At 26.8% G+C, this 12,278-nt stretch carries 13 protein-coding genes; 6 read left to right on the top strand and 7 right to left on the bottom strand.

The window, feature by feature from the left end:
• Positions 1-7 precede the first annotated feature (7 nt).
• The 3 genes from CRU91_RS00835 to holA form a co-directional block, all read right to left on the bottom strand.
• Entirely contained in the window at positions 8-511 is a 504-nt protein-coding gene (locus tag CRU91_RS00835; protein WP_113892448.1) for a single-stranded DNA-binding protein, read from the bottom strand.
• A gap of 19 nt (positions 512-530) precedes the next feature.
• A complete protein-coding gene (gene rpsF / locus CRU91_RS00830) occupies positions 531-887 on the bottom strand; it encodes a 30S ribosomal protein S6 (RefSeq protein WP_113892446.1) in 357 nt (118 codons plus the stop codon).
• Between the two features lie 84 nt (positions 888-971).
• A complete protein-coding gene (gene holA / locus CRU91_RS00825) occupies positions 972-1,952 on the bottom strand; it encodes a DNA polymerase III subunit delta (RefSeq protein ID WP_113892444.1) in 981 nt (326 codons plus the stop codon).
• 66 nt (positions 1,953-2,018) lie between these two features.
• Here holA and fliW point away from each other — a divergent pair, with 66 nt between their 5' ends.
• Positions 2,019-2,393, top strand: coding sequence for a flagellar assembly protein FliW (gene fliW, locus CRU91_RS00820; RefSeq protein WP_113892442.1), 375 nt, complete (start codon positions 2,019-2,021; stop codon positions 2,391-2,393).
• Here the strand turns inward: fliW and CRU91_RS00815 are convergent.
• Positions 2,388-4,235, bottom strand: coding sequence for an RNB domain-containing ribonuclease (locus CRU91_RS00815; protein ID WP_113892440.1), 1,848 nt, complete (start codon positions 4,233-4,235; stop codon positions 2,388-2,390). The genes fliW and CRU91_RS00815 overlap by 6 nt on opposite strands.
• A gap of 106 nt (positions 4,236-4,341) precedes the next feature.
• On the opposite strand from CRU91_RS00815, the gene ilvC reads away from it, so the two are divergent.
• From ilvC to CRU91_RS00800, 3 genes are read left to right on the top strand one after another with little or no spacing between them, the layout of a single operon-like run.
• On the top strand, positions 4,342-5,364 hold the full coding sequence (ilvC, locus tag CRU91_RS00810) for a ketol-acid reductoisomerase (protein WP_113892438.1): 1,023 nt from the start codon (positions 4,342-4,344) through the stop codon (positions 5,362-5,364).
• 41 nt (positions 5,365-5,405) lie between these two features.
• Complete coding sequence (locus CRU91_RS00805; RefSeq protein WP_113892436.1) at positions 5,406-6,587, top strand: divergent polysaccharide deacetylase family protein; 1,182 nt, start codon at positions 5,406-5,408, stop codon at positions 6,585-6,587.
• 8 nt (positions 6,588-6,595) lie between these two features.
• Positions 6,596-7,369, top strand: coding sequence for a DNA-processing protein DprA (locus CRU91_RS00800; protein WP_113892434.1), 774 nt, complete (start codon positions 6,596-6,598; stop codon positions 7,367-7,369).
• A 24-nt stretch (positions 7,370-7,393) separates the two neighbouring features.
• Here CRU91_RS00800 and murC read toward each other — a convergent pair whose 3' ends face one another.
• From murC to CRU91_RS00785, 3 genes are read right to left on the bottom strand one after another with little or no spacing between them, the layout of a single operon-like run.
• Positions 7,394-8,698 (bottom strand): UDP-N-acetylmuramate--L-alanine ligase, encoded by a 1,305-nt coding sequence (gene murC / locus CRU91_RS00795; RefSeq protein WP_113892432.1) that lies wholly within the window; start codon positions 8,696-8,698, stop codon positions 7,394-7,396.
• Positions 8,698-9,285: a hypothetical protein gene (locus tag CRU91_RS00790; RefSeq protein ID WP_113892430.1), complete on the bottom strand. Its 588-nt coding sequence runs from the start codon at positions 9,283-9,285 to the stop codon at positions 8,698-8,700. The genes murC and CRU91_RS00790 overlap by 1 nt, the downstream gene beginning before the upstream one ends.
• Before the next feature lie 13 nt (positions 9,286-9,298).
• Positions 9,299-10,726, bottom strand: a complete 1,428-nt coding sequence (locus tag CRU91_RS00785) for a COG3400 family protein (RefSeq protein WP_235826913.1) — start codon at positions 10,724-10,726, stop codon at positions 9,299-9,301.
• Between the two features lie 82 nt (positions 10,727-10,808).
• On the opposite strand from CRU91_RS00785, the gene tgt reads away from it, so the two are divergent.
• A complete protein-coding gene (gene tgt, locus CRU91_RS00780) occupies positions 10,809-11,930 on the top strand; it encodes a tRNA guanosine(34) transglycosylase Tgt (protein WP_113892426.1) in 1,122 nt (373 codons plus the stop codon).
• Positions 11,931-11,978: 48 nt separating this feature from the next.
• Positions 11,979-12,272, top strand: coding sequence for an Asp-tRNA(Asn)/Glu-tRNA(Gln) amidotransferase subunit GatC (gene gatC, locus CRU91_RS00775; protein ID WP_113892424.1), 294 nt, complete (start codon positions 11,979-11,981; stop codon positions 12,270-12,272).
• Positions 12,273-12,278: the final 6 nt, after the last annotated feature.

The raw sequence follows: 12,278 nt of genomic DNA, 5'->3' as shown, positions 1-12,278 counted from the left end.
CTTTTTTCTAAAACGGTATTTCGTCGTCTATATCAATTTCAGGAATATTTTGCTCAACTCTTGGTTTTTGCTGTTCTCTTCCTGCACCATTGTAATCATTATTATACGAATTAGAAGGTTCATTATATTGGTTGTTCTGCATAGGTTGATTATAGTTTTGATTATACCCACCTTGTTCTGATGAGCCTTTTGAATCTAACATTTTCATTTCATCAACTCTTAATGAATGTCTACTTCTAGTAGTTCCATCTTGTGCAGTCCATTGTTCAAATACAAGTCTTCCTTCTAGTAAAACTTTAGAACCTTTTTTTAAGTACTGATTAGCAACTTCAGCTGCTCTTCCAAACATATTAAAATCTAAAAAACAAACTTCTTCTTTTTGTTCACCAGTTTGTGACTTAAATCTAAAAGATGTTGCAATAGCACTTTTAGCTAAAGCAGAACCAGATGGTAAATATCTTAATTCTATATCTCTAGTTAAATTTCCAACCATAATTACTTTATTATACATATAAGGTCCTTTCTAAGTATTACTTAGCAGCTCTTTTTATAGCTTCTTCACTCATTTTTGTCCAAGAAGTAACTTCTTTTTTAGACTCATATTTTATAAAAATAAATCTTATTAATTGCTCATTATTTCTATAATTTCTTTCAATTTCAGCAAGTGAAGCAGCTGGTGCTTTAAAATAAGCTACAAAATAGTAACCTCTTTTACATTTTTCAATTTCGTATGCTAACTCTTTAATTCCAATATTTTCAGTTGCAACAATTTCCGCTCCATTTTTTTCAAATAGTGCTTTAATACCTTCAAGTTGTGCTACAGTCTCTTCTTCAGTTAATGTAGGCTTTAAAATAAACATTGTTTCATAATGTTTTAATTTTGACATTTGTTCTCCTTATAGATTGTGCCGATTTTCTTTACATTTCCTAGTCTATCAGCAAGGATTAATTTTTTTGTAAAGTTTGTGATTTTATCTAAACAAAACTATAAATTTTCTTAAACTCGCTTGTAGATATAGATTTATATTATCTATTTTTGATGTTTTCATCTCTAATTCAAGATTTAAAATAAACTCTAACATCTTTAAAAATTGTTTCGGTTTTATATTTATTGCTAATTTTGATTTACTTTCCCAAATATGTTTTGGTGGATTGTATCCTAAAATTTCAATAGGATTTGCGACAGCATAAATTCTTGCATGAGAACTAATCATAAATAGTTGTTGAATAAAAGATGCAATTTGATTTAATATGAAAATCTCATTCATCCCCTCTTCCAACAAACTTTTTATATCTTCACTTATATCCTTAAAATTAAGTAGATTTTGTAAAAAATCATCAAAATTTACAGTTCCAACACCAAAACAGTGTAAATCAATAGTTTTAATACTTATTTTTTCATTTAAAATAGCAAGCTTATTCAAATCATTTGAAGCCAAACTCAAATCTTGCCTGTGCATAAAATATAAATGACTTAAAGCACTATCTTCATAATCAATTTTCAATCTTTTTGCTTCATTTTGCAAAAAACCTATTGCTTCATTATTATTCAAAGAAAAAAATCTAACAGCACAAGCATTATTTTTTAAACTAAAACTTGTTTCCATAGATTTAAAATCTGTATCACCCATGCAAGCAAGTATCAAAGTACTATCTTTATTTATGTTACAAGCTTCAATCAAAGTATCTAACTCTTTTTTAGGTATTTTCTTCTCAACTTTTATTAACATTACATTATTTGGAGCAAATAGTGATGATTGTAAAAGCCTATCTTTAGCATACTTAAAATTGTACTCTTCAAAATACAATTTTTCTATCTCATCATCACAAGCAACTATTTTTGCAATTAAAGAAGAGTATTGTTCTATTAAAAACGTAGATTGCCCATAAAACATATAAGCATTAAACTTTTTATTTTGTTGTAAATATTTATCGAATTCATTTTTATACATAAGTAAAATATTATCCTAAGTTTTCTTTTATTATAATTTTATTATTTTTTAATTAAGGGGTTTTTAATGTACAAAATAGTTCTTCCTATACTAGGTTTTGAAAATAATTCAAGTTTAGAAATCGAAAAAGTTGATGAGTTTTTCTCATTTTTAAAATTAGATAAAGATACTAAAATATCTGTTATAAATATCAAAGCATTAAATAAAGTATCATTTGATTTTGTTATAGATAAATCTAGTTTAGAAAAATTAAAAATCAGTTCAAAAGATGATTTCGAAACTTATTTTATAGTTGTTTCTCAAGATCCTGTAGAGCATTCAATTATAAACTTGGTTGCTCCAATTTTCGTAAATGAAAAAGAAAAACTAATTGGTCAATATGTTACAAGCGAACAAGTTGAACCATATTTAGCTTCTTTAAATAAATGCGTACATTTATAATATTGTAGCAACTATAATTTTAGTTGCTATATTTACAGAAACTATTCTTACTTTTACTTTTGAGAATAGTTTTTGTGCTTTATAATTTTCCAAAACAACTTTTAATCCAACCATTTTATCATAACAAACAGCTTTAGCTCTTTGAATATCAACAACTTTTACTTTTAACTCCGTTCCAATATTATTTTTCGCCCATCTTGCATATTTTCTATCTTCAAAATCCCATACAATAGTATCTATTTTTCTTTCTTGATTTGATATATGTAAACAAATATCATCTATATCTTTTGGTATTTGTTTTGTTTTTAACATACGATGTAAAACCAAATCAGAGTATCTTCTTATAGGACTTGTGAAATGAGAATATGAAGAAAATCCTAAACCAAAATGCCCTAAATTTTTTGAACTATATTTTGCTTGAGTTAAGCTTTGAATTATCAGTTCATCTATTTCACTACTTAAAAGTGCTTTTTTTGCCTCTTCTTGGATATGTGTAATTGTACTATTTACACTATCTTGTAATTTTGCTTTAACTCCCAAAATATTTACATCATCAATTAATTTTGAAATATTTTTAAAAGATGGTTCTTCATGAATTCTAAAAATTCCAATATTTCCAACTTTCTTACTAGCTTCAATATTTGCCAATAACATACACTCTTCTACTAACTGATGAGAAGCAGTTGAAGTTTCAACTTCTATACTCTGTAAAAGATGATTTTTAAGTTTAAGTCTATTTTCTTGAGTTCTAAAATCAAAACCTTTTTTTAGTCTTTTTGCTCTAAGTTTTTTTGTAACTTCATAAAGAGGAAGTAAATAATCAAAAATATCTTTTTCTAAGCTTGTATAAGTATCAAAATACCCATCAATAACTCTGTCTATTCTACCATAAGAAAAATTCCTATGTGATTTGATAACAGCTTCAAAAAGTTCAGATTTTTTAACACTCAAAGTTTTTAAATCTAATTCCAGTTTAAATACAAAAGCATATCGTTCTTCTTGCTCTTTTAATGAACAAAGATTTTCGCTTAAAATAGCAGGAAGCATAGGTAAAGTTCTTGAAGGCAAATATATAGTTGACGATTTTTTATATGCCAAGTTGTCAAGTTCACTATTCTCTTTTACAAAAAATGAAACATCTGCTATTGCTACATATAATATTTGGCTTTTTTCATCATAATATATTGCATCATCATGATCTTTTGCACTATTTGGATCAATAGTACAAAATGGTAAATTTCTTAAATCAACTCTTTGTTTTTCATCATTCATTGAAGATTCTGGTTCAATTTTTATCTCATCTCTATAAGTTTCACCATTTAAGTATAAAGATATAAATTCATCTATTTTTGGTTCATTTAAATTTCCAATAAATTTAATCTCTTCAAAATCTTTATTGTCAATAATCAAAACATCATTTTCTTGGTATTTTGTAGATTTATTACTTTTTAACTCTATATGTTCTTTTAGTGTATAAAACTTTTTATCATTAATATATACCAAAAGTTCAGCTTTTTTTCCATCAATTACCTTTATAATTTTTGCTTTTGTTTTACTTCTTGGATTAAAAACTCTTTTTGCTAAAACTAAATCATTATTAAATGCTCCATTTAATTCATCTAATTCAATTTTTATATTTTTAAGTGGTGTTAGCAAATCTTCCAATATAGCAAAGTTTTTTTCTATTTTTAAAGTTGCTATTTTGTATTTTGAATTTATCTCATAATTTTCATCTATTTGTATTACAATTTCATCTTTTATAAATTTTTCTAACTCTTTTTTTTCACTATTTGAAAAATCTTTTATATTTTTTTGAATTTTTATAAATAACTCTTTTAACAATTTTATATCCTTTTTATATTTAACTATATTGTAGTGGTTTAAATCTTATATTTAGTTAGCTTTTTGTATAATATTACTAAATTTTTTTAAAAACAGAGGATAAAAAATGGCAATAAATGTATTCTATGACAAAGATTGTAATATCGAGTTAATCAAATCAAAAAAAGTTGCAATGATAGGTTTTGGTTCACAAGGACACGCTCACGCTGAAAATTTAAGAGATAGTGGTGTTGAAGTTGTTGTTGGTTTAAGAAAAGATGGAAGCTCTTGGAAAAAAGCTGAAGCTAAAGGTTTCAAAGTTTTAACAGTAGCTGAGGCTACAAAAATTGCTGATGTAGTTATGATTCTTTTACCAGATGAAAATCAAGCTGACATTTATGCAAATGAAATCAAACCAAATTTAAAAGATGGTGCTTATTTAGCATTTGGTCATGGGTTTAACATTCATTATAAAAGAATTATTCCTTGCTCAAAAACAAATGTTATGATGATTGCTCCAAAAGCTCCAGGACATACTGTAAGAAGTGAATTTACAAAAGGTGGAGGAATTCCAGATTTAATTGCTGTTCATCAAGATGCAAGTGGTGATACAAAAGCTGTTGCTTTAGCATATGCAAGTGCAATTGGTGGTGGAAGAACAGGAATTATCGAAACAACTTTCAAAGATGAAACAGAAACTGACCTTTTTGGAGAACAAGCTGTTCTTTGTGGTGGAGCAACAGCACTTGTTCAAGCTGGATTTGAAGTATTAACAGAAGCTGGATATGAACCAGAAATGGCATATTTTGAGTGTTTACATGAATTGAAATTAATCGTTGATTTAATGTATGAAGGTGGAATTGCAGATATGAGATACTCTATTTCAAATACTGCTGAATATGGGGATTATGTAAGTGGTCCTAGAGTTATCAATGATGAGTCTAAAAAAGCTATGAGACAAATCTTAAAAGAGATTCAAAATGGTGTATTTGCTAAAGATTTCATTTTAGAAGGTCAATCAGGTTATCCAAGAATGAATGCTGAAAGAGCATATACAAGAGCTTCATTATTAGAGCAAACTGGTGTTAAATTAAGAAATATGATGCCTTGGATTGCATCTAAAAAAATAGTTAATCAAGAAACTAACTAATTATTTTAAGAGCTTTTGCTCTTGAAATATCTTTTTTATTTATGACTAAAAAAACTAGAAAAAAACGAAAAATATCCCCAGTAAAAAAAGCTTTAAGAAAAAAAAACTTAGCTAAAAATATTATCATTGTACTACTAATCATTTTATCATTTTTAGCAGTTACTTACTTCCTTTTTGATAAAGATATCAAAAATATAAAAATTGAAAAAAGTGACAATATTTTAAAAGAAAAAAAATTATATACAAATGAAGAAGTGATGGAAGAAGTTTTATCAAATATAAACTCTTCTAAAAAAGATATTTTAATAGATACTATAAAAAAATTAGATGAAAAAGAAGCTTATGAAGAAAATCTAAAAAAAGATATAAAAGATGATGTATTTAAGAAAGTTGAAGAGATAGAAAAAGAAGAACCTAAAAAAATCACACAAGAAGATAATAAAAATATTGAAATCAAAGAAGAACCAGTTTCTGAAATAAAAGACGAAATTATTGAAGATCCAAAACAAAAAAAAGAAGATAAAAAATCACTTATAACAAAAAAAGATTCATTTAAATATGATTCAAAATCTAAACCAAAATTAGCAATAGTAATAGATGATGTGGTAACAAAAACCCAAAAAGATAAAATCATAAATTTAGGTTATCCCGTAACAATGGCTTTTTTACCTCCAACAAAAGGGCATCCTGAATCTGCTAAAATTGCAAAAAATTTACCCTTTTATATGATACATTTTCCACTACAAGCCTCAAGCGGATTTAAAAATTTTGAGGAAAATACATTAAATATAACTGACTCTTACGAAACAATAGAAAAAAGAGTAAAAAAATTGAGAGAGTGGTATCCAAATGCAATTTATACAAATAACCACACAGGTTCAGTATTTACCCAAAATTACGAAGCTATGGATAAACTATTTCGTGCTTTAAAAAAATATAATTTTATATTTGTAGATAGTAAGACTTCTCCAAATTCTACTGCAAAAGAGTTATCAATTAAATATAAAATGCCTTATATCGTAAGAGATGTTTTTTTGGATAATGATAGAGATTTTGTATCTGTTAAAAAACAACTAAAATCAGCCATAAATATAGCTAAAAAGAATGGTTATGCAATAGCAATTGGACATCCTTATGATATTACACTTAAAGTTTTAAAAGAGTCTAAAAATCTATTAAATGAAGTTGAATTAATCTATGTAAATCAACTTCCTTATCTTTGAGTTTTTTTATGATAAATCATATTGAAGTTCCAATTCCAGAACTCAAGATAATGAGTAAATATCCAAAAGATTTATTTTATATAGGAAATTTAGAACTACTAAAAAGAAAAAAAATTGGTGTAATAGGAAGTAGGAATCCAAGCCAATATTCTGCAAATATGACACAAAAAATTGTAAGTTTATTATCTCAATCTGGAAATGTAATCGTAAGTGGTGGAGCAATAGGAATAGATACTATTGCTCATAAATCTGCTGGATTTAATAATACTATTATGGTAAGTGGAACAGGGCTTGATATTCGCTATCCAGCTATAAATAAAAAAATGATTTATGATATTGAACAGCAAGGATTGGTTTTAAGTCAATTTAGGCAAAACACTCCTTCATTACCAAGAAATTTTGCTATAAGAAATGAAATTATAGTTGCATTATCTGATATTTTAATAGTTGCATATGCTGATTTAAAATCAGGAAGTATGAGAAGTATTGAATATGCAATAAAAATGAATAAGGATATTTATGTTCTTCCTCATAGAATTGGAGAAAGTGAAGGGACAAATCAACTTTTAGCAAAAGGTAAAGCAAAAGCTATTTATGATATTGATGCTTTTGTATCACAATTTGGGTCTATTCAAAAAGATGAAGTAAAAGATGATTTTTTAGATTATTGTAAAACAAATCCTGCATACAATGAAGCTGTTTTTAAGTATAGTGATAAAGTTTTTGAATATGAATTATTAGGAAAAATTGAGATAAAAGATGGAAAAGTAGTAGTAAAATAAATTTTACTGCCACTTTTATTTATATTAATACCTCAACTGATAAGTTATATCTCCTGCACCTACTCCTAAAAAGATTCCTTCATAATAAGTTTTGATGATTTTATCATCTTTTATAAGTTCTATTTTTCCTTCATAAGCTACAACTCTATCAGCAAATATAGGATTATAAGCTGCGAACTCTTTTTCAAAATCTATATCTATTTTTTTCTCTCCTGCAACTGTCCAAAGTGGTAAAATGATAAGTTCATCACATCTTCTAAAACACTTTTTAAATCCTTCTAAATTATCAGAAGTTCTTGAATATTTATGTGGTTGCCAAAGAACTATTCTATTATTAAAGTTTGTAAGATTATCATACAATTCTATTGATTTCATAGTCGCTTCTATCTCTGTTGGATGATGTGCATAGTCATCTATTACTACAAATTTATCATTTGATTGAACAATATCAAATCTCTTTTTGATTCCTTTATAATTTAAAAGATTTTCTCTAATTGTTTCAATATCAAGCTCATTAAGTGCAGCAAGTATTGCTAAAGAGGCATTTAAAGCTATATGAAAACCAAATCCCCAAACTTCAAACTCTCCATAATCTTTTAGAGTAAATTTTGTGCAAGGTTGCCCATCTTTTATAGTGTAACAAAGGTTTTTTATATCTTTTGATGGATACAGATATATTGCATCTTCAATTTTTAGTTTTTGTATATCTTTATCTTCGGCATTTACAACTCTTTTTTTTGCCAAACTTAAAAATGTTTCATAAGACTCATAAAATTTTTCATAATCATAGTGATAGTACTCCATATGTTCAGGTTCTGCATTTGTAACTATCGCACAATATGGATTTGAAAGTAAAAAAGAAGCATCACTTTCATCTGCTTCAAAAGCTACAACTTTATCTACATATCTAAAGTTTGAACCAAACTCTTTTGAAATTGCTCCTATTAATGCACTACTTTGTAAGATAGTTGCTAAAATAGCTGTTGTTGTAGATTTACCATGAGCTCCTGCAACGCAATAGTTTTTCTTATCTCCTAAAATTATAGGAAGTGCTTCTTTTCTCGATAAAGTTCTTATTTGTTTAAGTCTAGCTTCTATTAATTCTGGATTTTCATCTGTAACAGCAGCCGAATATATAACTAAATCTAAATCTTCACTAATATTTGTAGCATCTTGAGGGCAAGATACTTTTATTCCCTCTTTTTCTAAATCTTTTGTGATAGCTGAACTTTTCATATCACTCCCACTTACATTGTGTCCATCAAAATTTAAAAATCTTGCTAGTGCTGAAAGCCCTATTCCACCTATTCCTATAAAATGAACTCTCACTATTTTTTCTCCATTATTAGATATTGTAAATTTTTATACTCTTGTTCTAGAATTTCACTATTTTGCTTTAAAAAATCATCTTTATCAAAATTAAAACTTGTAATAAAATAACCATATTTTTCATCTTCTATTGTTGAATCACTAAAAACATATTTATCATAAAAAGTGTCAAAATCTGTATCTTTTGATAAAAAAATCAATAGAACATTTAAAGATTTTTGTAAAATCTCATCATCAGTAATATTAGAAATCACGAAAAATAAATCTTTTGCACCTTTTAAATTTTCGTTCGTCCATTTTTCAATTGCATGTTCATATAAAGCTCTTGTATAAAAAAAGTTATCTTCTTCTAAACTTAACTTAACTTTTTTTTCTATGATTTTTTCAACATTGTCAAAAGCTGTTTTTAAAATAGTTTGATAAAGTTCATTTACTTTGTCCTCATCTAAATCTAAAACTAACATAGAATCAAGTGTTTCATACATCAAAGCTATATTTTTTGATTTTATAGAGTTAAGTCTTGCTTCTTCCAAATATTTTAAAAAATCTGGATTTGTTCTAGCTTGAAAAAGCTCTTCATTTGTCATAAAATTCCTTTTTTTAATCTTCAGATACTGGAACTAAAATTTGATTAAATTTATTCATATCAAATGCTACTAAATCACTATTTGTATAGAAAAATTTAATAAAAGAGCGATTTCTAAACATCTTTTGTTTTAAAGGTAAAATCTGCAAAATATCTTTTTGTTTTTTCAATTCTCTTATTGGATTTTCAGAACCTCTTATAATTTCTAGTTTCTCATTAAAAATTTTTGCAAGACTCTCAAAGTGATTTATAAGATTTGATTGAGCATCTTTTTCACCAATTGGATCAAAATCTAAAATTTTTGTTTTTATCTTTAGTTGTGTTGCAACATCAAAAACAACAGGAGAAATTTGTTCATAAGAGCCACTTTCGTTTAAAACTACAACTACACTTTTTACAGCTTTTAAACTCTCTTTTCCAAATTTAAAAATAGGTATTTTTAAATCAAGTAAAAACCTAATATTTTCTTTATTTTTAAACATAGCCATAGTAAGCATTAACAGACCAATATTGTATTTTCTTCTATCCTCTTTAATGATTTGAATAAAACCTTTATTTGAGTAATCAATTTCTAAAATAATTGTAGGAAAATATTTTACTTCTTCTTTTATTGTTTCCATTATTTTAACAGTAGTTGGGCGTGTAACTTTTATAATAAGTAAAGAGTTTTTGAGTCTATTATTCATAAACTTAGCTTCATCAATAGCCTTTTTTACACTCTTTTCATTTTCTAAATATAAATCTAAATATAGATAAATTTTGCTTCCAAATGGCATAGGAAATTGTCCTGTTGTTTTCCCTATGGCATTATAAATATTCATCAAAATACTAGGTTTTCCAATAACTAAGATTAAATCATTTGGTTTTAAAATCAAAAATGGTTTTATCTCTATCATTTTTTGATTTCTATAAACTCCAAAGATTTTCCACTGTTTTTGCTCTATTGAATCAATAGAACGATAAGCATAAGAGCTTCCAAATGGAATTTTTATTTCCATTATTTCACCTTGTTTAAGCCCAATATTTTGGGCTAAAACTGGAACATTTGGCAATCTTTCAACCATTCCATTTGCTAAAACTTCGATTCCTCTATATATATTCAAATATGGGTCATCTATTTTTATTCCCCAATAATCTAAAACTGTTATTTGAAGATTTTTTTTATAATCTCTAAGATTCTTTATCACACTTAACATCTCATCTTTTGAGTTAAGTGCCATCAAAACTTCTATGTGAATATTTTTTTCTAAAACCATTGAAAGTTTTGAATTTGAAGTTGGATCAAACTTATAAAATGTGAAATTTGAAGGCTTTTGTGATGGTAAAATAATATCATTCATATAAACTACATCGTAGCTATTATCACCCGTATTTGCTTCAACAATTCTCTGTAATAACTTCTTTGCAATAATTCCATCAAGTATAATTAATATTTTTTTCATAGGCAAAATTATATCTTAAAAAGTTTAATAGTAGATTTTAGATAAACTACAATCTTATTTAAAAAAAAGGTTTATTTAATTTATGGAATTTCAAATTGACGCAACTTCACAAGGGGCAAGAGCTTGTACGATAAAAACAGCTCATAGTACTATTTTAACTCCTGTTTTTATGCCTGTTGGAACTCAAGGAACAGTAAAAGCACTTGATGCAAATGATATGTTAGAACTCGGAGCAAAAATCATTTTAGGAAATACTTATCACTTGTATTTAAGACCAACAAGCAAACTTATAAAAAAGTTTGGTGGGCTTCACGGTTTTTCAAAATTTCCAAACTCATTTTTAACAGATAGTGGTGGATTTCAAGCATTTTCTTTAAGTGATAACTCAAAGCCAGATGAAAATGGGATAATGTTTAAATCTCATATTGATGGAAGTAAACACTACTTTACACCTAAAAGTGTTTTGGATACTCAATATGAATTAAATAGCGATATTATGATGATTTTAGATGATTTAGTTGCCCTTCCAAATACAGATGAAAGAATCAAAAAATCTATTGAACGAACTACAAAATGGGCAAAAGAAGCAATAGATTATCATATGGAACAAAAATCAAAAGGTATTGGAACACATCAAAATATCTTTGCAATTATCCAAGGTGGAACTAGTAAAGAGTTTAGAAAACTAAGTGCCCAACAACTTTGTGATATGAGTGATTTTGATGGTTTTGCTATTGGTGGACTTAGTGTTGGCGAACCAAACCAAGATATGTATGACACGGTTGAGTGGACTACTCAATTTATGCCAAAAGAGAAACCTAGATATTTAATGGGCGTTGGAACACCTGAAGATTTGATAGAAAATATCGAACGAGGTGTTGATATGTTTGATTGTGTTATGCCCACAAGAAATGCAAGAAATGGTACATTATTTACAACTTTTGGAAAACTAAATATCAAAAAAGCCCAATTTAAAGAAGATGATAAACCAATAGACGCATGTTGTGAATGTTACACTTGTAAAAATTTTACTAGAGCATATCTAAACCACCTTTTAAGAGCTGGTGAAATAACATATTTTAGATTAGCTTCTATTCATAATATTCACTACTATTTAGATCTTATGAGAAAAGCAAGAGAAGCTATATTAATAGATAATTGGGAAGAGTTTAAAAAAGAGTTTTATACTAAAAGAAGTAAATAATCTCTTTTTTGATAAAATAAAAAACTAAAATTTGAAGGAAATTTGAAGATGACAATAGTTGATGATAAACTAATAGCAAAATTAGAAAAACTTTCAAGCCTAAAACTTGATGAATCAAAAAAAGATAAAATGAAAAATGATATCTCTCAAATGCTAGATTTTGTTGAAAACTTAAATGATATTGATGTATCAAACATTGAAGCAACATTCAGTACAGTAAGTGGGGGAACACCTTTAAGAGAAGATATTTCATCTCAAAATTTAGAACTATCAAATCATATTTTGAATCATGCTCCAAAAAGTGAAAATGGGTATTTTATAGTTCCAAAAATTATTGAATAGGAAAAT

Origin of the sequence: Aliarcobacter vitoriensis, from assembly GCF_003316695.1 — a bacterium.
GTDB lineage: Bacteria > Campylobacterota > Campylobacteria > Campylobacterales > Arcobacteraceae > Aliarcobacter > Aliarcobacter vitoriensis.
Note: the sequence above shows the minus strand (reverse complement) of the source record. Positions and strands in the feature narration are given on the sequence as shown.